Source organism: Sporofaciens musculi, from assembly GCF_009830285.1.
Classification (GTDB): Bacteria; Bacillota; Clostridia; order Lachnospirales; family Lachnospiraceae; genus Sporofaciens; species Sporofaciens musculi.
The window spans coordinates 4,501,080-4,523,002 of sequence record NZ_WUQX01000001.1; the positions used below are offsets into that span (position 1 = coordinate 4,501,080).

Consider the following 21,923-nt stretch of genomic DNA (forward strand, 5'->3'; position numbering starts at 1 on the left):
TATCTTATATACATAAGATTTTTATAACAGTATTCTGCAAAACCAATAGATAACGGAGGCATTTACTATGTCAACTACTTCATCCACCCTTATGACAGAAGGGGTGATCTGGAAGCGCATTGTCACATTTGCGTTTCCTCTTTTTTGGGGAAATCTTTTTCAACAGCTTTATAACACAGCAGACTCTGTGATTGTCGGCAATTTTCTGGGGGATGCGGCTCTTGCGGCTGTCAGCTCCTCCGGCAGCCTAATCTTTCTGATGGTGGGCTTCTTCAACGGAATCGCCATTGGAGCAGGAGTGGTGATTGCCCGATATTTCGGCGCGCGGGATGTACCAAACCTGCAAAAATCCATCCATACCACCATTGCTTTCGGTCTGATCTGCGGCTGTGCCCTCACCGTTGTAGGTGTACTTGCCGCTCCCCAGATTTTGGTTTGGATGGGGACGCCTTCTGCCGTCCTGCCCAACTCCATCACCTATTTCCGAATCTATTTTTCCGGCTCACTGGCATTCGTTATGTATAACTTCTTTGTGGGAATCCTGCAGTCGGTCGGAGACAGCCGCCACCCCCTAATCTACCTTATAATCTCATCCGGAGTCAACATTGTTCTGGATCTTGTTCTAATCGGCATATTCCATTATGGAGTGGGAGCCGCGGCCCTGGCTACGATTATATCTCAATTTATCAGCGTTTTTTTGTGCCTTCACCAGCTTCTTCACAGTCCGGAGGAGTTCCGGCTCTCCTTTCAGGAAATCCGTCTGGATAAAAATACGCTGCGGCAGATTCTAAGCAATGGCCTGCCTGCCGGATTCCAGAATTCCATCATCTCCGTTGCTAATGTATTTGTACAGGCAAATATCAACCAGTTCGGACAGATGGCTGTGGCTGGATGCGGCGCATACTCCAAGGTGCAGGGCTTCGTCTTTCTGCCGATTACCTGCTTCTCCATGGCTCTTACTACCTTCATAAGCCAGAATCTTGGGGCAGGAAAATATGATCGGGCCAAGAAAGGTGCAGCCTTCGGTGTTGGCTGTACCGTCGTGGGTGCAGAAATCATCGGGGTACTTATCTATTTCTTAGTCCCTGTGCTGATTACCATTTTTAACAGCACTCCTCAGGTTATCGCCTTCGGCACCAGCCAGGCACGGACAGAGACCTTTTTCTTCTTCCTGCTTGCCTTCTCCCACTGTATGGCTGGAATCCTGCGGGGCGCAGGGAAATCTACGGTTCCTATGGTCGTAATGCTAATCTTCTGGTGTATTGTGCGAATCGGGTATATCTCCATCCTAATTCGGTATATCCCTGTAATTAATGTGATTTTCTGGGCATATCCGCTTACCTGGACCCTGAGCTCGCTGGTATTTATCCTCTACTACCGAAAATCAAAACCTTTGGAGCCCAGATTTCACTCTTGACATTTGAACACATTTTTCATATGATAATAAAGTATTAGGCGCAGCCTTGATCCACGTCTGTTAGGGAAAATTCCTGACAGGCGTGTTTTTATATATTTGAACAGCAGCGCAATATATTTTATAGTATCAGGAGGAATATTTGTTATGAACACTGTTTTATCACTTATCTCCGTAATTGTAGGCAATTTTCTGTATGCATTAACTGTAAAGCTGTTCCTGCTTCCCGCCGGACTGGTGACAGGAGGAACTACTGGAATCGCTCTTACGGTCAACTATCTGACCGACTTTTCCATCTCATCCTTTGTCCTTATTTTTAATATAACAATGCTGGCTCTTGGCTTCTTCTGTCTGGGAAAAGCCTTTGCCGCCACCACCCTGGCCAGCACCTTCTTATATCCCTTGTCATTAGAGCTTTTAGACCAAGTTCTGGGGGACTACATACTGACTCAGGATATCCTGCTATGCACCATCTTCTCCGGACTTGGCATTGGAATGGCTCTTGGCATCGTCATTCGCTCAGGCGCTTCCACAGGCGGTATGGACATCCCACCCCTGGTGCTTCAGAAAACCGTAAGACTCCCTGTATCTATAACCATGTATGCATTTGACGTATGCATCCTGCTGTCACAGGCATTGTTCCGACCTGCGGAAAATATTCTGTATGGTGTTGTGCTTGTCCTAATCTATACCCTTGTGCTGGATAAAATGCTGCTTATGGGTGCAACGAGAACCGAAATTAAAGTCATCAGCGATAAATCCGATGAGATACGCGACGCCATCCTGACACAGATTGACCGAGGCGTTACTATATTAAACGGGGAGAGTGGTTATCTGCATAACCCCTCTCCCGTCATCTTAAGTGTGATTTCTAACCGCGAGCTACCTAAAGTGGAGAAGCTCATCCACAATATTGATCCAGAAAGCTTCATTGTTGTCAGCAGGGTCAGCGAAGTGAGAGGACGTGGTTTTTCACAGAAAAAGCTTTATCAATAGCCAGAACATAGAGCTCCATGCCCGTTAAAATAATCTCTTATTGGAATGGTATATCTCTTTAAACCGCAGAAATTCCTCCTCATACCGTTTTACATTGGCAGAAATAGGTTCTGTAACCTGGCTGCTTAGATGCACCATGCTCTCACATGCCTCCTCATAATTCCGGAAATATCCGCAACCCACCGCTGCCGTCATTGCTGCGCCAAGCCCCGCCTGCTCATTCCCCTGATTCCTATAAATGGGGCACTGATACATATCCGCCTGAAGCTGGCAAAACAAACGGCTGTTGGCGCCACCGCCGGCCGCGATCATACGTTGGGCCCTAATCCCCAGAGATTGGAAGATGGCATAGGATTCTTTCATACTGTACACAATTCCCTCCATAGTACTGCGAATCATATGGGCCCTTGTATGCTTTAATGTCATTCCCAGATAAACGGCTCTGGCATCCGGATCATTATGAGGTGTGCGTTCTCCGTTGAGATATGGAAGGAACAGCATCCCCTCACTCCCTGCCGGAACGGCCTCTGCCTCTTCTGTCATTGTATTAAAATCCTTAAATCCTAAAATCTGGTTTTTCAGCCACTTAAGGGCAACTCCGCCGCTTAGATGTGCGCCCATAATACTCCAAAGCCCTTCTTCCCCATGGCACCAGGTATTCGTCCGAAGCTTTGTATCATACAAAGGCTTCTCTAATGCACAGGTAAGATGACAGGCAGTTCCAATGGTTGACGCCATCCTTCCGCTTCGGATCATTCCATTTCCCAACTCCATCATCAGGGAATCCCCGCCTCCATATGCCACAAACGTCCCTGCCCGAAGTCCGGTCTCCCTTGCGCACTCTTTTGTCACCACGCCTGCCTGCCCATATGACTCACGGCTTACTGTCATCATGTCCCGCAAAATGTCCAACTTCTCCAATAATCCATAAGCCCAGTCACGTCTTTTCATATCCCACATACCTGTCCCGCTTGCGTCAGAGGCATCTGTCCCCAATTCACCGCATATACGGTAACGGATATAGTCCTTCGGCAAAAGAACCTTTCTTACCTTCTCATAGTTCTGCGGCTCATGCTCTCTCACCCACAGCAAAGAGGGCAGAAGAAAGCCTGTACTTAATTTGTTACAATATATCTCACCAAACTGCTCCCTGGGAATCACCCTGTAAATCTTCTCAATCTGCGGGCCTGACCGTTGATCTGCCCAAATAATTGCATTGCGGATTAACCTTGCTTCAGCGTCCAGCATCACAAGCCCGTGCATCTGTCCCGAAAAACCAATACCTCGAATTCTGTCTGCAAGTCCTTTGTCCGCGCTCAACATCTGGCGGATTGCCAAAACTGCAGCCTGCCATAACTTCTCCATGTCCTGCTCAGCCTGATTAAGCGCTGGCTTAAGGATATCATATTCACACTGTCCGGCTGCAACCGTTCTTCCCTTTGGATTAACCGCGATCGCCCTTACGCTTGATGTTCCCAGATCAATTCCTACAAAGCATTCCATAACTATCACCTTCTCATTATTTCTCCAATCTATACCTAAGAAGTCTTTGCGATAATATCATACCGTTCTTAGAATGTCTTTGTCGCAGCACTTCTTCATCATAAAGCCTAAACCCATAATCAGAACAAATTTCCGAGAGAATCTGATGCGTCGGAATATGTACGCCTGCAAATTGGGAGTCTCCAATATCCATTGTAAAGAAGCCCCCATTTTTTACTGAAATACTGAGCTTCTCAATGACCTTATCCATATCGCGGAAGTATCCTGCAACCATCTTAGGAATTCTCTCATCATAGGAGACTGGCTTAAGCATCTCAATATAGGGCTTCACGATTGGTAAAATAAGTTCAATATTTGTACGCTTGGATACATTGTTAATACCCGCAACAATACCTTTTGAGTGAAACACCGGAAGCTCCTTTTCATCACTAATAAAATCATTAAGTTTTAATTCTAACTTTGTGTTGCGAATATAGTTTGTTCCATTTAGATACGGAGGAGACGTAATCACACAGTCAAATGCATCTACATACTGATTATCGCGGGCATCCTCGCAGATTTTCACAGTACCGCATTTTAATCTGTCTCCATAATTTTTAATGTCAAATATGATTTCCTGCAACTTCTCTAAAAAACATTTAAAAACATCTTCTGCCTTATATTCCTTTTCCGTCGCATACCGCAAATCGCCACGCCGTGTCATCTTTGAAACTTTTACGACAATAGCGCTAAGCGCGATAAATAAAACATCTTTAATTACCTGGTCTTCTTCGCCAGAAATTAATGCTTTAATGGTCAAGAGTCCGTCTAGCTGCTTTGAATCAAAAAACTTTTCAAAACCATTCCAAGAACCATACTTCTGAACTTTACATTTGAGAACCCAATCAAGATATTTTTCCAATTTAAAAATAGTATGACTCTTACTGATAGCACTGACTCCATTAATCTTTGTCTCTATGACCTTCTGCATAAAAGGATTAGATTCACTGTAGAAAGAACTGATACCTTGGCAAGAAGCTACCAACGCAGTTGTCCCTGTTCCGCAAAAAGGGTCATAAATCCCTTTAATATTAGAATTCATTGAAAGCAGCTTGTGAAGCTCCTCTTTTATTAAGCAGGAAGAATATCCTTCTACATAAGAATACCATCTATGTATTGGTTCACTCTTATTTAGCGAGAATGTTCCACCTTTTTCTTTAACGAGACTAGTCATTGGTTATCTCCTTTGAACAGCAAGCATCTGCTTTTCCATACAGAAAGTCAGATAATATTGGATATTCATTTTCTCTGATTTCCCGAATTTATATAAGCATATAAAAACGCCCTTAGCCATGAGTTGCTCCCCACATCTAAGGGCATTTTTAATAAGGATTATTTGTTATCAAAAGACCTTTCAAAAGTCTGCAAACCTGCATAAACACTGGGTTTCTTTAACTTTCCACCCTATTCCCATTCAATCGTCCCACACGGCTTCGGCGTCAAATCATACAGCACCCGATTCACTCCCGTCACCTCATGGGTAATCCTCTTCGTAATATGCTCAAGCAGCTCAAACGGAACATTCTCCACAGTAGCCGTCATAGCGTCCACCGTATTCACCGCCCGCAGAATTACCGGATACGCAAATGTCCGCTCACCGTCCGAAACCCCCACAGACCGAAAATCCGGCACAGCGGTAAAATACTGCCATACCTTTCCCTCAAGCCCGTTCTTCGCAAACTCCTCCCGAAGAATCGCATCCGACTCCCGTACAATCTCAAGCCTCTCCCGCGTAATCGCACCGAGACACCGCACACCAAGCCCCGGTCCTGGGAACGGCTGACGATAAACCATGCCATCCGGCAGACCAAGAGCCTTTCCTACCACGCGCACCTCATCTTTATAAAGGAACTTAAGAGGCTCCACCAGCTCAAACTTAAGATCCTCTGGCAAACCGCCCACATTATGATGGGCCTTCACACCGTCGCTCTCAATAATATCCGGATAAATGGTGCCCTGGGCCAGAAATTCAATTCCCTCCTGCTTGCGCGCCTCCTCCTCAAATACACGGATAAATTCCGCACCGATAATCTTACGCTTCTTCTCCGGCTCTGCCACGTCCGCCAGCTTGTTAAGGAAACGCTCCACAGCATCCACATAAATCAGATTGGCGTCCATCTGGTTACGGAACACCTCAACCACCTGCTCAGGTTCCCCTTTCCTGAGCAGCCCATGGTTTACATGCACACATACCAACTGCTTTCCAATGGCCTTAATCAAAAGCGCCGCAACAACAGAAGAATCCACTCCGCCCGAAAGTGCCAGCAAAACCTTCTTGTCCCCCACCTGGGCCTGAATCTCTTTCACCTGCTCTGTGATAAATACATCTGCAAGCTCCTTCGTTGTAATACGCTCCATACTGTCCGGTCTTGTATTATTTCCCATAGTATCCTCCTATTCTTTGCCGTTAAAACAATACGTACACACCTTGCAAGGTTCAATCCCGATGGACTCTAACAAATCATCCAGTCTGTGGAACCGCAAAGTGGTGAAATTCTGCTGTTTTCTGATATCTTCAATCAACTGCGCATACCTGCCGGAGCATGGATTGGCATATTCATCCAGAACCTCCTGGGTACATTCATCTCCCTCTCTTTTCCGAATCATCTGTCTGGTAATCAACTCCATCTCAGACTTAGAGCGAGAGAAATTTAGATATTTACATCCATAGAGAAGAGGCGGACATGCCGGACGGACATGTACCTCCTTCGCCCCGCTGTTGTACAAAAACTCTGTGGTTTCCCGAAGCTGGGTTCCCCTCACAATCGAATCGTCGATTAGCAGCAGCTTCTTATTCTCAATCAACGCTTGTACAGGAATCAGCTTCATTCGGGCAATCAAGTTCCGCTGGCTCTGGCTGGTAGGCATAAAGGACCTGGGCCAAGTAGGTGTGTACTTGATGAAGGGCCTTGCATACGGAATTCCAGATTCATTTGCATAGCCAATAGCATGGGCAATTCCGGAATCCGGCACGCCTGCCACCACATCAGGATGAACGCTGTCCCCATCTCTTTTCGCAAGCATACTACCGCATTTGTAGCGCATTTCTTCTACATTTACTCCCTCGTAGGAAGACGTAGGATATCCATAGTAAACCCACAAAAAGGAGCAGATTCGCATCTCGTCGCGGGGCTCACGCAGAGTCGTTACACCGTCCGGCGTGATAAATGCCACCTCTGACGGTCCCAGCTCCCTGTAGTCCGCATATCCAAGATTAATATACGCATGACTCTCAAAGGATACACAGTACGCGTCCTCTTTCTTTCCTATTACAAGAGGCGTCCTCCCGTATCTGTCCCTTGCAGCATAGATTCCCTCCCTGGTCATCACCAGCATCGTCATAGAGCCATCCACAATATCCTGGACGTACTTGATTCCCTCCAGGATCGAATCCTTCTCACAGATTAATGCTGCCACAAGCTCAGTCACATTAATCTGTCCGTTTGTCATTTCCTGAAAATGAGAATGTGTATTCTCGTATAGCTGCTTTAATAATTCGTCAGAGTTATTCACCTTCCCCACAAATGTGATTGCAAAACTGCCAAGCCTTGAACTGATTAGCAGCGGCTGGGGCTCAAAATCCGAGATACATCCAATCCCCAGGTATCCCTTCATCTCGCCTACATCACGGTCGAATTTCGTCCGGAACGGTGAGTTCTCAATGTTATGGATTGCCCTGTTAAATCCATCCTCCCCGTAGGTAGCCATCCCGCCCCGCCGTGTGCCAAGATGCGAATGATAATCCACACCATAAAAAAGTTCTAAAACACAATCCTTCTTTGATGCTACACCAAAAAATCCTCCCATACAATATCTCCTTCTTCTCAGCTTCACAAATAATCTGCCATTTCCTTTTTCTATAGAGATTATTTACTTTCCTTATATGTCCATCCCTATCATATCACATATACCGGCAAATGGCACCCCCTAAATATGATAAGGTATGCCCTTCGGGTATAATCAGCTAGAGCAGCTCTCTTAGCTTCTGGTTCACAAGACCTGGATTTACTTTCCCATTCATTGCCTTCATAGTCTGCCCCACCAGCGCGCCCAAGGCTTTTTCCTTGCCTCCCCTATAATCCGCCACGGCCTGCGGATTGTCCTCGATTACTTTTTTAAGTGCTTCATAAAGAGCTCCTTCGTCATTGACCATCTTAAGGCCATGTTCTTCCACATAGACCTCAGGGTCAATATTATCTGCAAATATCTTCTCGAACACCTCTTTTGCAACCGAGCTATTGATGGCTTCTCTTTCCGTAAGCTCTACCAGCTTCGCCAGGTTTTCCGGTGAAAACGAAATCTCCTCCGGCTCCATATTGTTTTCCTTCAGAAGACGCAGCGTCTCCACCATCAGCCAGTTGGACACCTTCTTAGGCTTCCCGCAGATAGCCGAAGCCTCCTCGAAAATATCCGCCATATGCTTAGAGCCAGTGATGATCTCCGCGTCGTACTGGGGAATATCAAATTCCTTCTTATATCTCAAAAGCTTCTCCGTCCGAAATTCTGGCTGTCTTGCACGAATCTTTTCAACCCACTCGTCGCTAATGACAATGGGTACAAGGTCCGGCTCCGGAAAATAGCGATAATCCTGAGCATCCTCTTTCGAGCGCATGGCGTAAGAAGCTTCCTTGTTGTCATCCCATCTTCTGGTTTCCTGAATAACGGCCCTTCCCGCCTCTATAAGCTCAATCTGCCGGTTCCTCTCTCCATCGATTGCCCTGGCGATTGCTTTGAACGAGTTCAGATTCTTCATCTCCGTTCTTGTGCCGAATTTTTGCGTACCTGCTTCTCTCACAGACAGGTTGACGTCTGCCCGCATGGAGCCCTCCTGAAGCTTACAGTCCGACGCACCCAGATATTGGAGCATCATACGCAGCTTTTCAAGGTAAGCAATCACCTCCTCTGCTGAGCGCATATCCGGCTCTGACACAATTTCCACAAGGGGGACTCCGCTTCGGTTATAATCCACTAAAGAGGTATCGTCCCATTCATCATGAATCAGCTTCCCAGCATCCTCCTCCATATGCATCTCATGAATACGGACCTTTTTCTTGATATCTCCCACTTCTATCTCCACATATCCATTTCTCGCGATTGGCAGGTATAACTGTGAAATCTGGTAGTTCTGAGGATTGTCCGGATAGAAATAATTTTTACGGTCAAACTTGCAGATACGCGTAATATCGCAGTTAGCAGCAAGACCAATCGCCATGGCATATTCCACTACCTTCCTATTTAATACAGGCAAAGCTCCCGGCATACCTGTACAGACCGGACAGGTATGTGTATTTGGCGCGCCGCCGAATTCTGTGCTGCACGAACAGAAAATCTTCGTTCTAGTCGCAAGCTCTACATGGACCTCCAGTCCAATTACTGTTTCATACTGCTTTACCATGAGCCCCTGCCTCCTTCTATTTCAAAGTCTATGCTTCTCTGGGACTGCTCCAATGTATAAGCTGCCCTGATTATCTTATTCTCCTGGAAACAATTTCCAATCATCTGCATTCCAATCGGAAGACCTTTGGAATCCTTCCCCACCGGAATACTGATTCCCGGCAGCCCTGCCAGATTCACGGAAATAGTATAGATATCTCCCAGATACATCTTAAGGGGGTCGCTTAAGCTTTGGCCAAGCTTTGGCGCCGTAGTGGGAGCCGCCGGTGCGATAATCACGTCGAATCTTTCAAACGCCCTGTCAAACGCCTCCTTAATCAAAGCCTTTGTCTTTAATGCTTTCAGATAATAAGCGTCATAATACCCAGAGCTTAACACAAAGGAGCCGAGCATAATTCTACGCTTCACCTCCGCCCCGAAGCCCTCCGAGCGGGTCTTCTTATACATATTATGGAGCCCTTCATATTCCTCCGTTCGATAACCGTATTTTACACCGTCAAAACGGGACAGGTTAGAGCTGGCCTCCGCAGATGCAATGACGTAATATGCCGGAATCGCATACTGCACCAGACTTAAATCGAATTCCTCCACAACAGCTCCCTTATCTTTCAGCACCTGAACCGCTGCCAGTATCTTCTCCTTTACCTCCGGCTCCAATCCCTCTCCAAAATAATCCTTTGGAATTCCAATCCTCATACCGCTAACATCATTTACCAAAGCGCTCATAAAATCGTACCCTGCCGGACAATCCATTCCACTCTCTTTGATGCCAACGCCCCGATTCACATAGCTGTTCCTGTCAATGGACGTGCTGTCCTTGGAATCGTGGGATGCGATTACCTCTAAGATTGCAGCACAGTCCGTCACATCCTTTGCAATGGGGCCAATCTGGTCCAGAGAAGACCCATAAGCAATTAAGCCGTATCTGGACACCGTCCCATAGGTAGGCTTAAGCCCCACCACTCCGCAGAACGCACTGGGCTGACGAATGGAGCCGCCGGTATCCGAACCGAGTGCATACGGGCTCTCACATGCAGCAACCGCCGCACAAGAGCCACCGGAGGAACCGCCGGGAACATGGCTTAGATTTCGAGGATTTCTCGTGACGCCAAAATAAGAAGTCTCTGTGGTGCTGCCCATAGCAAATTCGTCCATATTGGTCTTTCCAATGAGCACAGCCCCCGCTTTCTCAAGATTACAAACCGCCTCCGCCGAAAACGTAGGTTTGAAATTCTCAAGAATTTTAGAACTGCAGGTGGTCAAGCGTCCCTTGGTACACAGGTTATCTTTTACCGCAACTGGTACTCCCGCAAGGGGACCTGTAAGCGTCCCCTCGTCAATCTGTTTTTGTACTTCTTCTGCCCTTTTAAGAGCGCCCTCCCGATCAAGAGTCACAAAGCTGTGAACATCCCCCTCCACTCTCTCAATCTGCTCAAAATACGCATTTACCGCGTCCGTCACAGACAGCGCTCTCTCCCTAATCTTCTTTCCCAACTCAACTGCAGTCAAACTCGTAACATCCATCTTCGCCGCACCCTCCTATCCAATCGTCTTTGGAACTTTAAAGCTGTTGTCTTTACTCTGGGGGGCATTTGCAAGGGTTTCCCTGCTGCCATCCTTCTGGCTTGCCGCATCCTCCCTAAATACATTGTTCACCGGAAATATATGAGACATAGGTATAACCCCTTCCGTATCCAGTTCATTTAACGTATCAATATAATCCAGCATTTTTTCCATATCTGCCTTGGCATTCTCCTTCTCCTCGCTGGATAATTCGAGTTTTGCAAGAATTCCCACATATTCAATGGTTTCGTCTGATATCTTATTCGCCATATTCTCACCCTCCTGAAATACATACGCCCGTTACAAAAAACGCCGAACTACGGCTTTAGCCTGCTCAAATCTCTTGGGAACAGTGTTGTCTCCCGCACATTATCCTCTCCAACCAGCTTCATGGTCAGACGCTCCAACCCAATTCCAAGTCCGCCATGGGGAGGCATTCCATACCGGAAGGTGTCAAGATACTGCTCCATTCCCTCCTCAGACATTCCTCTGGCCTTAAGCTTCTCGGTCAACATCCGGTAATCATGGATACGCTGTCCACCCGTGGTAACCTCCATCCCCCGAAACAGAAGATCAAAGCTTAGAGTATATCTGGTATCCTCCGGGTCATCCATGGCATAGAAGGGACGCTTCTTGGACGGATAATGGGTTACGAAAATAAAATCGCTGTCCCACTCCTCCTTGGCGTACCTGCCAATAAGCATCTCCTCCTCTGGCTCCAAATCAAATGGATTCCTTATCTGATGTCCGTATTTCTCGGAAATAAGCTCCTTCATTTCGCTAAACTTCATCGCCGGAATCCGAGTCACATTCGGCAGGGTAAGATCAAGAAGACGAAGCTCATTTCCATAATCCTTTTCAATAATTTCCATAGCATACTTAAGATACCCTGTCTCCATTGCCATAATATCCTCGAAGCCGTCAATATATCCCATCTCAAAATCCAGGCTTGTATACTCGTTCAGATGCCGCTTTGTATTGTGCTTCTCTGCTCGAAACACAGGCGCCGTCTCAAATACTCGGTCAAATACTCCCACCATCATCTGTTTATAGAACTGAGGACTCTGCGCCAGCACAGCCGGACGGTGGAAATAATCCAGCTTAAAGATATTGGCGCCTCCCTCCGCTCCTTTGGCCCCAATCTTCGGTGAGTGTATCTCCGTAAATCCCTGCCCATAAAGGAAATCTCTAAACGCCCTCACAAGCCCCTCCTGAATTCGGAATTTCCCTCGCTCGCGGATGTTGCGAAGGGCAATGGAACGATAATTCAGCTTTGCCTCCAGTGATGTGTTCAATTTCCATTTGGAGACCGCAAGGGGAGGCATCTCATCCGTGGGCTCGCTTAGAATCCGTACCTTCTCCATCCGAAGCTCTATGCCGTGTGGCGCCTTTTCATTTTCCTCCAATATACCCTCCAGCTCAATCGCCGCAGCCTCCTTAAGCTCTTTTAACCTAATATCCCCAGTACCTTCTTCATAGACTCCCTGAAGAAGCCCTTCCCTTTTTCTCAGGATTACGAATGCAACTGTACCCATATCGCGGATTGTGTGGACGGCTCCATTGACCTTCACCTTCTGTCCAGGCTTCGCCTGTGTTAGTAGCTCGCTGATTTCCAATGTACCCTTCTGTTTTACGCCTGTGTAATACTCCATAATTGTCCTCCTTTTCCCATCTGACTGCTTTTCATGCCATGTATTCCTTGATACGAAGCATCTTAGGACAACGCAAAAAGTCCCGAAATACATGACTGTATTTCGGGACGGATATCTTTTATTATCCGCGGTACCACCCGCATTGAATCCTCAGAAATCATACGGCAAAATCTAGTATACGATACGCAATATGAATTTCATCCTGCCTGACAGATTATCCTTTGGCATTTTGGATTCCCCTCTATAGAAACCATATACAGTATCCTGCACATGACTTCTTACGCTTAACGCGCGCCCACGTACCGACCTACTTTCCTAATCTCTGCTGTAAAACAACAAAGCTTAGGCCTGTTCAACCGATCAGCTCCAGAGTGTTCCCTATTGTTCTTATTCCTCAAGAAGCGCTCTCAGTCGGTGACGCCTCATTCCTGTCAAGTTCCAAAGAACAGAGTCTCTTTCATTGCTTTTCTAAAAATTTGTTTTATATCTTAGCACACTATTCTCAAGATTTCAAGCATTTTTTTTATTATTTTTTAATTATTTTTCGCAATAGTGACTCTATTAAATGCGATTACAAACACAATTCCTTTTACCACGGACGATATAGTCAATGCCCACCAGATGCCGTTCAGCGCCAGAGGCGTTGCCGCGAAAACCACCGCAAGGGGCACCCTTGCCACAGTAAGCAGAATACTGATGATACTGCACAGCTTTGTCCTTCCCAGCCCGGACAACGCCCCCACAGTCATCAGCTCTACGCACATAAACGCCTCGCTGATTCCCACAATCCGAAAATAATCCACAGATATTCCTATCACATCTCCTTCATGGAAGAATACTTCTGAGATTGACTTTGGCAGAAGGATAAATGCAAGTGTAATCAAAGCTCCCCATATCACAATCGTACGAAAGGAAATCCGATACCCTTTTCGGACCCTCTCCATCTGTCCTGCGCCATAATTCTGGGCGGAAAATGCATTGATAGCCGCCGCAAATCCATCCGCCGTATTCCAGGACACCGCTTCCACCTGTCCTCCCACACGCTGTACGGCAACAGCGCCAGGCCCGAACACTGCCACCATGCGGGTCAGAACCATGGAAATCACACAGTACACCGTCCCTTGTATAGCCGTAGGCACTCCAATCCGAAATACCCCTTTAAAAAACCTTCCCTCCACCAATTTCCAAACCTTCATGCCGGTCAGCACATTTTCTGTACTTTTTGTGTTCCACGCTCCCAGAATCATTACCAGCATAACAATAAACTGGGCTGTAACCGTAGCGATTGCGGCGCCCACTACCTCCATCCGTGGAAATGGACCAATCCCAAGGATGAGAACTGGGTCCATGATCATGTTGATAATAAGACCAATTATATTTGCTACAAGGGGTGTCTTAGAATCTCCCTGGGCTGTATAAATACCTGTAAGCACAACGGTCATATAGGAAAATATCACCATTCCGCAGGTAATCTGCATATAGCTTTTTGCACACCGGACCGCCTCCACGTCCCCAAGGTGGAACAAAGCTACCAAGCCGTCCGTGAAGCATACGCTGACCAGGGCAAAGAGCATTCCGAACAACAAAGTAAGCTGAAGGGCCCCGCAGGCATACTCCCTCGCCTCGTCCCTCCTGCCACGGCCAAACGACTGCGCCACGTTGACCTGCGCCCCCATCCTAGTAAGGGACGACAAGCCTTGGGAAAGCCAGACGTACATACCCCCAACGCCCACTCCTGCCACCGCTTTTGAGCCAAGCAGCCCAATCCACGCCATATCCGTAATACTGTAAACCGTATTTAAAAAAGACGATGCCATAATCGGCATCGCCAGTGCAACCAATGACCTTAAAATCGGTCCCTCCGTTAAACATACCTGCCTGTTTTTCATCCACATCACTCTTTCTATTCATTCGTCCTGCCGTCCAGTATAACATATCATACGACATTAATCTACTGAACTTTATCGTGAATCAGGCTGTGAAATTCAAAACTCTTACGCTTGTGTCTGCTTTCCTCAATTATATCTTCATTCCTTACACACCGAAATACAAGCTGCATAGAATAATCATTGAGTTTTGTTTTATTCCCATAGGTCTGCTCCTGTCCGCAGGAATTGCTTCCCACACCAGAGTGCTTGGCATCCAGATGGACCACCGTTTCACCGCAGCGTTTAATTTCACCCACGTGACGGGCTCTCTCCAATGCTTTTATTGTATAATCATGTACGTCTATCCCCATTCCTTTTTCGGAACAGATTATAAGGCTATTCTCATCGTCGCCTGCTGCAAGCCAGCGTACCTCCTCCCGGTGCCCGTTCTCCTGGGGCTTGGCATACTCCACATGCATCTCCTCCACAGTTTTCCTATAAACGCCCATTCGTGCCGCGGACTTCATATCACAGTAATTTTCCTCCGGCCCAAGTCCATACCATACAATATTCCTCATTTCTGCTGGAAGATGGAGCTCAATCCCAATACGCGGAAGAAACTCCGGTATAAAACCACTGTAGTGAAATCCTTTCATATCCAGTGAAAGCGCAAGCTCCCCGTCTCCCCCAATCCGCCAAGTGTAACAAACCTTGAAGCCAAAGGCCATACTAAGAGGCGAGAAATGAGTGCGAATCTGCACAAGCACATCCTCCCCTGCTTTTTCAACCAGAAATTCCTCTAACTGCTCTTGCTGAAGATGAAGAAAATATTTCTCCTTCCAGTCCCCCACCTTGTACATATCATTGTCGATTGGCGCCCGCCACAGATTCATGGAGGGTCCCGCCGTAATCAATCTCTTTCCTCCCACCTCATATTTAAGAAGCCTGCCTGTCACTCTGTCAAAAACAACGCAGAAGCCATCTCCTGTAATCTTGGTCTTGACTGCCGTTTCCTTAACCTTAAGAGCTTTTTTACCCGACAAGCCAGGCATGAATCTCTCCTCTGCCTTTTGTACCTTTACACCGCAGTTTGGCAGAAGAAACTGCTCTGTTCCAATCTCTAAGCCCGCAGGACCATAGCTTGAAGCCTCTCGATACACAAATGACAGATTCAGATAATAGTCGCTTTCCGGCTCCATCTTTTCCAGAGAATAGGAAAGCTTCACCAACTCCTCTTTCCCTGCCTTTGCCTGCAGTTTTTCAATCCGTCCTGAAACGTCAACCGTCTCCTCATGGACAACCTGGTATTCCAGTGCAACACCGCTTAAATCCTTGAAATCAAATAGATTCTTAACCTTGACCTCTCCCTCGGACAATAAAACCGCCTCCGCCTTTACCGGAGCAATCACCTGTTTGTAATGCCAAAGCCCCGTAGAGGCAGCCCCATCCGGCCGAAGCAGTCCATCCATACAGAAGTTTAAGTTGTTTGGCTCGTCCCCAAAATCGCCGCCATACTGCCACGTCCTCCTTTTGCTTACGTCCATCTTCTCAATTCCATGATCGTACCACTCCCAGATAAAGCCTCCCTGGAGCCTATCGTATCTTCGGAATAATGCCTGGTACTCCTCCAAATTCCCAGGTCCGTTTCCCATGGCATGTCCGTACTCACACAGAATATGGGGCTTTCCATGGCCGTCGTTTCCCTCTCCAATCTGCAAAAGCCCCTCAAGCCTGGTATACATCGTGGAATAAACATCGGTAAGATCTGCCCCTGAATCACTCTCATAGTGAATCAGCCGCGAAGTATCTAAACTGCGTATGGCTTCTGCCGACGCGTTAAAATTCTTTCCCACCGAAGATTCATTTCCAAGGGACCACATCAGAATACAGGGATGGTTTTGGTGCTCCTTCACCATGCGCACAGCTCGGTCAATATAGGCGTTCCTCCAGCTTTCCTCATTATTCAGCCACTCGTATCTCTCGATCCATTCAAACCCATGGGTTTCTAAGTCCGCTTCATCAATGACATAAAAACCATATATATCGCACAGCCTGTAAAAATAGGGCATCTTCGGATAGTGTGCGCAGCGGATTGCATTTATATTATATCGCTTCATCATGCGCAAATGCTCCTCCACCGTTTCTTGGCTGACAACCGCGCCGCCCCTTGGACTAAAATCGTGCATATTGACTCCGTTAATCAGAATAGGCACACCGTTTACAAGAAAATTGGAGCCTCTCACCTCCACTCTCCTGAACCCTGTAAGCACCTGGGCCTCATCTAAGATCTCCTTAGAGCCCTCCTTTTTGTATAACGTAAGCCTTACCCTATAAAGGGCCGGAATCTCCGCACTCCAGGGACGAACCCTTCCTACATTTGTCCTGATTTCTCCACATCCACAGCTTAGCTTCTCCATACCTGCGGCAATCTCGACACCCTCTGCATCTTCAAGCCGCCACTTGGCCTCCTTCGCCTCCTTTGCCGCAGTAATCTTCTGAATCAAAATCCCTTCCCTGTAACTGTCGTCAAGCCCTGCCTCCACTACATAATCCTCGATTCCCGTCTTTGGTCTGGCAATCAGCGTCACGTCCCTGTAAATCCCGCCATACCACCACATATCCTGACACTCAAGATAGGTTCCGTCAGACCATTTATATACCCGAACCGTAATCTGATTCTCACCAGGCCAAATGAAATCTGTGACATTGAATTCCGATGAAAGACGGCTCCCCTTGGTATAGCCCACATGATGTCCGTTTACCCATACGTCAAAGGCGCTGCCTGCCCCCTCAAATCTCAGTATCTTACGCTTGTCTCTCCATTCCTCTGAAACCGTCACCCATCTTCTGTAAATCCCTGTCGGATTCTCGGAGGGCACAAAGGGAGGATTCACAGGAAACAGATACCAGACGTCCGTATAATGCATACTGCCGTATCCCTTCATCTCCCAACAGGAGGGCACCTCAATCCGCTCCCATCCGTCATCCTTAAAGTCCACAGCCGAAAAATTCTCAGGCGAATATTCCGGCGCCTTGATAAAAAGAAACTGCCAATTTCCGTTTAGGGAAATGCTGTTTTCATACTTCCATTCTCTCTTAAAATCTGTGTGGGGCGTACATCTTCCTATCTGTAAAAGCTGCTCGTCCTCCCAACGCTTCTTCACTCTTGCCACGTGTATACTCCTCCTGTTTTTCCCTTTGTTTTCTGAAAATATTATATCATAATTCCCCATTTTTGTGAAAACTTAAACTTTCATTGTGCATCATTTTCCTCTGTGATATAATGATTGAAAATGTACTGCTCACAAAGGTATCCTTGCAAATAGGGTATACTGCGTGAAAAGGCGCACAGCTTCCGAATAGATTATAGGGTAGGGATATCTTACCCTTTTTGAACTGTACCTACAGTTTCTCTGAACCTGACGTCTTTATGCGTCAGGTCTTTTTTATATGCGCAGGCTCGTGCAGAGGAAGTAAGCCGCTGAGGCGGCGCACGAGCCGCGCGGCGAGTAGGGAGCAAGTCTTCCCTACTCGATTCATCCAAGAACTGGCGTCCCAGAAACCATTTTCAAAAGGAGTGATTTATGCAGAAATATACAGACGATAACAAGAATATGCCAAAGCCCTCCTCACTGTACCGTCTCATTGACAGACTGAAGGAAAAACGCACGCTAACCAAAGACCAGTGGGTCCAGCTCATTTCCGGCCGCACCCCCGAACTTGCCGAATATCTATTCTCTCTGGCAAGGGAGGAACGACACCTTCATTACGGTCATGATGTCTATATACGAGGACTGATTGAATTCACCAATTACTGCAAAAACGACTGCCTCTACTGCGGGATACGAAAAAGCAACCGGCACGCCGCCCGATACCGGCTCTCAGAAGATGACATTCTCTTCTGCTGCCGCATGGGATATGAACTGGGTTTCCGCACCTTCGTCCTCCAGGGCGGCGAGGATGCTTACTACACGGATGATAAAATGCTCCATCTCATCCGCTCAATAAAGAAGCTGTATCCTGACTGTGCCCTTACCCTGTCAATCGGTGAGAAATCCTACGACAGTTACAAAAAATACTTTGAAGCCGGAGCTGATCGCTATCTTCTGCGTCACGAGACCTTCGACTCTCTGCACTATTCCAGGCTTCACCCGCCTTCCCTCACCGCTTTTGCAAGACAGGAGTGTCTGTGGAGTTTAAAAGAAATAGGCTACCAGGTAGGAACCGGCTTCATGGTTGGCTCTCCATACCAGACAGCCGAGCATCTGGCAGAAGATATGCTGTTTATCCGCAAGCTGAATCCCCAGATGGTGGGAATCGGACCATTTATCGTACACCATGACACACCCTTTGCGAATCAGACCTCCGGTACACTGGAGCTGACCTTGTTTATGTTGGGGCTTTTAAGGCTTATGCTTCCCAAGGTGCTGCTTCCTGCCACAACTGCTCTTGGAACCATCGACCCTAATGGGCGAAAGCTTGGGATTCTCTCCGGAGCAAACGTTGTAATGCCGAACCTGTCGCCCGCCCACGTCCGCAAGGATTACTCCCTGTATGACAATAAACTCTGTACAGGAATGGAGGCGGCCGAAGCCAGGCAATCTCTGGAAAGACTCATGGAGTCCATCGGATACCAAATTGTTACTGCACGAGGCGATTCCTTAAACCTGCCGTCCGGACATCCTGACGACAGTAAATATAGACCTTGTTGAAGCAAACAAACTCTACGTGACAGCTTCATGGGGCTGCCACACCACAAAATAAAAGGAGAAAACCATTATGTATGACGTTAATTCCAAAAAACCTGAAGACTTTATTAATCACGAGGAGATTATAAATACCCTCGCCTACGCTGACGAAAACAAGAACAATTCTAAGCTTATTGAAGCCCTGATTGAAAAAGCTGCCCTTCGCAAAGGTTTATCCCACAGAGAGGCCTCCCTCCTCCTTGCCTGCGAAGATGCGGAAATGAACCAGAAAATTTTCCGACTGGCAGAGCAGATTAAGAAGGACTTCTACGGCAACCGCATCGTACTCTTTGCGCCCCTGTACCTGTCCAACTACTGCATCAACGGCTGTACCTACTGTCCATACCACATGAAGAACAAGCACATTGCCAGAAAAAAACTGACCCAGGAGGAAATCCGACGGGAGGTCATTGCCCTGCAGGATATGGGACACAAACGGCTCGCACTGGAGGCAGGCGAAGATCCGGTTCACAACACCATGGACTATTACCTGGACTGTATCAATACCATTTACAGCATCAAACATAAAAACGGAGCCATCCGCCGTGTCAACATCAACATTGCTGCAACCACGGTTGACAACTACCGTCTGCTTAAGGAGGCCGGAATCGGCACCTATATTCTATTCCAGGAAACCTACCATAAGGAGAGCTATCTTGAGCTTCACCCCACTGGACCAAAGCATGACTATGACTACCATACCACAGCCATGGACCGTGCTATGGAAGGCGGAATCGATGACGTAGGCGTCGGTGTGCTCTTTGGACTGGATAAATACCGTTATGAATTTGCCGGCCTTTTGATGCACGCAGAGCACTTAGAGGCTGCCTTCGGAGTGGGGCCTCATACCATCAGTGTCCCAAGACTTCGCAACGCAGACGATATCGACGCAGACTCATTCACAAATGGCATTGATGACGATACATTTGCCAAGATTGTCGCCTGTATCAGAATTGCAGTTCCTTACACCGGCATGATTATTTCCACCCGTGAGAGTCAAAAGACCCGCGAACGCGTCCTTCATCTGGGCATTTCCCAGATTAGCGGCGGCTCAAAGACCAGCGTGGGCGGCTATTGTGAGCCTGAGCCTGAGGATGCCAAGTCTGAGCAGTTTGACGTAATCGACAATCGTACCCTGGATGAAGTTGTACGATGGCTGATGGAGATGGACTATCTTCCAAGCTTCTGCACCGCATGTTATCGGGAGGGAAGAACCGGAGACCGTTTCATGTCTCTGTGTAAGAGCGGGCAGATTCAGAACTGCTGCCATCCCAACGCACTGATGACTTTGGAGGAATATCTGATGGACTACGCTTCCGAAGCCACCAAGGCTATTGGAGACAAATTGATTGATAAAGAGGTCTTAAACGTACCGAATGAAAAAGCGCGGGCAGTTGTACTTGAGAATCTGAAGCTGATTCGTGAGAATAACCGAAGAGATTTCCGTTTTTAAGGTTCTAAATATAATAAAGTAAAGGAGAATTTGCATCATGAGTTTAAACAATACACCCTCCAGCGAACGTATACACATCGGCATTTTCGGAAAACGAAACGCCGGAAAATCAAGTCTCATTAACGCACTGACTGGACAGAACCTTGCCATTGTCTCCAACGTGAAAGGAACTACCACCGACCCTGTACCCAAGGCCATGGAGCTTCTGCCCCTTGGTCCTGTGGTCATGATTGATACTCCTGGCCTTGACGATGACGGAAAACTTGGCCCTCTTAGAATCCAAAAAGCGTACCAGATACTAAATAAGACGGACATCGCAGTTCTGGTGGTGGACGGTACGGTTGGCATGACGAAAGAGGATGAAGCAATCCTTGAAAAAATAAAGGATAAATCCATCTCCTGCGTCATTGTTATGAACAAAGCTGACCTAAAGGAGCACGTATCCACTGTCTCTCCCTCTGTCGATGCCGCCATTCCCGTGATTTGGGTCAGCGCAGCAGACTATACAAACATATCAGAACTAAAGGATTTGCTTGCCTCTCTTGCACCCGCCGAAGACGCAAAACACCGGCTTGTAGGCGACCTGCTTCATCCCTTGGACCTGGTCGTCCTTGTCATTCCCATTGACAAGGCGGCGCCTAAGGGACGCCTGATTCTGCCGCAGCAGCAGACCATTCGGGATATCCTGGAATCTGGGGCTGTTTCCGTTGTAACAGGAAATAATAAGCTTAAGGAAACCCTTGCCTCCCTTGGCAGGAAGCCCTCCCTTGTCATTACAGACAGCCAGGCCTTTGAACAGGTGGCCGCCGATGTGCCAGAAGATATTCCTCTGACTTCATTTTCCATACTTTTCGCAAGATATAAGGGGAATCTTGAGACGGTTGTAAACGGCGCAAAAGCTCTTTATTCCTTAAATGACGGGGATCGTGTGCTAATCTCTGAAGGCTGTACTCACCACAGACAATGCGGCGATATCGGAACGCAGAAGCTTCCGGCATGGATACAGAAGCACACAGGAAAAGAGCTGCATTTTGAATTCACCAGCGGAACGGAATTTCCGGCTGACTTAGGGAAATATCAGTTAATTATACACTGCGGCGGCTGCACGCTGAATGAACGTGAGATGAAGTACCGTCTGAAATGTGCCGGCGACGCCAGCGTGCCGATAACAAATTACGGGACAGTCATTGCCTATATGAAGAATATTCTTGAAAGAAGCGTCGCCATCTTTTGAATCTGATACTTGACTTGATTTTATTACCGGAACGTAGTACAATATTTCCATTAAATAAT

General features: G+C 47.3%; 15 protein-coding genes. 5 read left to right on the forward strand and 10 right to left on the reverse strand.

The features are described 5' to 3' along the window. Positions 1 to 67 precede the first annotated feature (67 nt). The gene (locus tag GN277_RS22775) at positions 68 to 1,417 is read left to right on the forward strand and encodes an MATE family efflux transporter (RefSeq protein ID WP_159754153.1); all 1,350 of its coding nucleotides are present in this window, start codon (positions 68 to 70) and stop codon (positions 1,415 to 1,417) included. A gap of 144 nt (positions 1,418 to 1,561) precedes the next feature. Next, positions 1,562 to 2,410, forward strand: coding sequence for a YitT family protein (locus GN277_RS22780; protein ID WP_159754156.1), 849 nt, complete (start codon positions 1,562 to 1,564; stop codon positions 2,408 to 2,410). A gap of 24 nt (positions 2,411 to 2,434) precedes the next feature. On the opposite strand, the gene xylB is transcribed toward GN277_RS22780, so the two are convergent. From xylB to GN277_RS22830, 10 genes are all read right to left on the reverse strand, one after another. Continuing rightward, positions 2,435 to 3,913 (reverse strand): xylulokinase, encoded by a 1,479-nt coding sequence (gene xylB / locus GN277_RS22785; RefSeq protein WP_159754159.1) that lies wholly within the window; start codon positions 3,911 to 3,913, stop codon positions 2,435 to 2,437. 16 nt (positions 3,914 to 3,929) lie between these two features. Beyond that, entirely contained in the window at positions 3,930 to 5,126 is a 1,197-nt protein-coding gene (locus tag GN277_RS22790; protein WP_159754162.1) for a TRM11 family methyltransferase, read from the reverse strand. Positions 5,127 to 5,356: 230 nt separating this feature from the next. After that, positions 5,357 to 6,310 carry a glutamine-hydrolyzing GMP synthase gene (gene guaA / locus GN277_RS22795; RefSeq protein ID WP_322101298.1) on the reverse strand — a complete coding sequence of 318 codons (954 nt, stop codon included), beginning with the start codon at positions 6,308 to 6,310 and terminating at the stop codon, positions 5,357 to 5,359. Positions 6,311 to 6,346: 36 nt separating this feature from the next. Further along, positions 6,347 to 7,759, reverse strand: coding sequence for an amidophosphoribosyltransferase (locus GN277_RS22800; protein ID WP_159754168.1), 1,413 nt, complete (start codon positions 7,757 to 7,759; stop codon positions 6,347 to 6,349). Between the two features lie 157 nt (positions 7,760 to 7,916). Continuing rightward, positions 7,917 to 9,347, reverse strand: a complete 1,431-nt coding sequence (gene gatB / locus GN277_RS22805; RefSeq protein WP_159754171.1) for an Asp-tRNA(Asn)/Glu-tRNA(Gln) amidotransferase subunit GatB — start codon at positions 9,345 to 9,347, stop codon at positions 7,917 to 7,919. Beyond that, positions 9,341 to 10,870 (reverse strand): Asp-tRNA(Asn)/Glu-tRNA(Gln) amidotransferase subunit GatA, encoded by a 1,530-nt coding sequence (gene gatA / locus GN277_RS22810; protein WP_159754174.1) that lies wholly within the window; start codon positions 10,868 to 10,870, stop codon positions 9,341 to 9,343. Before gatA ends, gatB begins: the two co-directional genes overlap by 7 nt. A gap of 15 nt (positions 10,871 to 10,885) precedes the next feature. Beyond that, a complete protein-coding gene (gene gatC, locus GN277_RS22815) occupies positions 10,886 to 11,179 on the reverse strand; it encodes an Asp-tRNA(Asn)/Glu-tRNA(Gln) amidotransferase subunit GatC (protein ID WP_159754177.1) in 294 nt (97 codons plus the stop codon). 47 nt (positions 11,180 to 11,226) lie between these two features. Further along, the gene (gene aspS, locus GN277_RS22820; protein ID WP_159754180.1) at positions 11,227 to 12,561 is read right to left on the reverse strand and encodes an aspartate--tRNA(Asn) ligase; all 1,335 of its coding nucleotides are present in this window, start codon (positions 12,559 to 12,561) and stop codon (positions 11,227 to 11,229) included. 533 nt (positions 12,562 to 13,094) lie between these two features. Beyond that, positions 13,095 to 14,450 (reverse strand): MATE family efflux transporter, encoded by a 1,356-nt coding sequence (locus tag GN277_RS22825; RefSeq protein WP_159754183.1) that lies wholly within the window; start codon positions 14,448 to 14,450, stop codon positions 13,095 to 13,097. A gap of 62 nt (positions 14,451 to 14,512) precedes the next feature. Further along, on the reverse strand, positions 14,513 to 17,602 hold the full coding sequence (locus tag GN277_RS22830; RefSeq protein ID WP_159754186.1) for a glycoside hydrolase family 2 TIM barrel-domain containing protein: 3,090 nt from the start codon (positions 17,600 to 17,602) through the stop codon (positions 14,513 to 14,515). A gap of 441 nt (positions 17,603 to 18,043) precedes the next feature. On the opposite strand from GN277_RS22830, the gene hydE reads away from it, so the two are divergent. The 3 genes from hydE (at position 18,044) to hydF (ending at position 21,864) form a co-directional block, all read left to right on the forward strand. Next, positions 18,044 to 19,141, forward strand: a complete 1,098-nt coding sequence (gene hydE, locus GN277_RS22835; protein ID WP_159757086.1) for a [FeFe] hydrogenase H-cluster radical SAM maturase HydE — start codon at positions 18,044 to 18,046, stop codon at positions 19,139 to 19,141. Positions 19,142 to 19,208: 67 nt separating this feature from the next. Beyond that, positions 19,209 to 20,630, forward strand: a complete 1,422-nt coding sequence (gene hydG, locus GN277_RS22840; RefSeq protein WP_159754189.1) for a [FeFe] hydrogenase H-cluster radical SAM maturase HydG — start codon at positions 19,209 to 19,211, stop codon at positions 20,628 to 20,630. Positions 20,631 to 20,667: 37 nt separating this feature from the next. After that, the gene (gene hydF / locus GN277_RS22845; RefSeq protein WP_159754192.1) at positions 20,668 to 21,864 is read left to right on the forward strand and encodes a [FeFe] hydrogenase H-cluster maturation GTPase HydF; all 1,197 of its coding nucleotides are present in this window, start codon (positions 20,668 to 20,670) and stop codon (positions 21,862 to 21,864) included. The last annotated feature ends 59 nt before the right edge of the window (positions 21,865 to 21,923 follow it).

Excerpts from the sequence above, each read along its gene's own strand:
- xylB (WP_159754159.1), bottom strand. The coding sequence starts at position 3,913 with ATGGAATGCTTTGTAGGAATTGATCTGGGAACATCAAGCGTAAGGGCG.
- hydG (WP_159754189.1), top strand. The coding sequence starts at position 19,209 with ATGTATGACGTTAATTCCAAAAAACCTGAAGACTTTATTAATCACGAG.
- hydF (WP_159754192.1), top strand. The coding sequence starts at position 20,668 with ATGAGTTTAAACAATACACCCTCCAGCGAACGTATACACATCGGCATT.
- GN277_RS22800 (WP_159754168.1), bottom strand. The coding sequence starts at position 7,759 with ATGGGAGGATTTTTTGGTGTAGCATCAAAGAAGGATTGTGTTTTAGAA.
- hydE (WP_159757086.1), top strand. The coding sequence starts at position 18,044 with ATGCCAAAGCCCTCCTCACTGTACCGTCTCATTGACAGACTGAAGGAA.
- GN277_RS22825 (WP_159754183.1), bottom strand. The coding sequence starts at position 14,450 with ATGAAAAACAGGCAGGTATGTTTAACGGAGGGACCGATTTTAAGGTCA.
- aspS (WP_159754180.1), bottom strand. The coding sequence starts at position 12,561 with ATGGAGTATTACACAGGCGTAAAACAGAAGGGTACATTGGAAATCAGC.
- gatB (WP_159754171.1), bottom strand. The coding sequence starts at position 9,347 with ATGGTAAAGCAGTATGAAACAGTAATTGGACTGGAGGTCCATGTAGAG.
- gatA (WP_159754174.1), bottom strand. The coding sequence starts at position 10,870 with ATGGATGTTACGAGTTTGACTGCAGTTGAGTTGGGAAAGAAGATTAGG.
- GN277_RS22790 (WP_159754162.1), bottom strand. The coding sequence starts at position 5,126 with ATGACTAGTCTCGTTAAAGAAAAAGGTGGAACATTCTCGCTAAATAAG.
- guaA (WP_322101298.1), bottom strand. The coding sequence starts at position 6,310 with ATGGAGCGTATTACAACGAAGGAGCTTGCAGATGTATTTATCACAGAG.
- GN277_RS22780 (WP_159754156.1), top strand. The coding sequence starts at position 1,562 with ATGAACACTGTTTTATCACTTATCTCCGTAATTGTAGGCAATTTTCTG.
- gatC (WP_159754177.1), bottom strand. The coding sequence starts at position 11,179 with ATGGCGAATAAGATATCAGACGAAACCATTGAATATGTGGGAATTCTT.
- GN277_RS22775 (WP_159754153.1), top strand. The coding sequence starts at position 68 with ATGTCAACTACTTCATCCACCCTTATGACAGAAGGGGTGATCTGGAAG.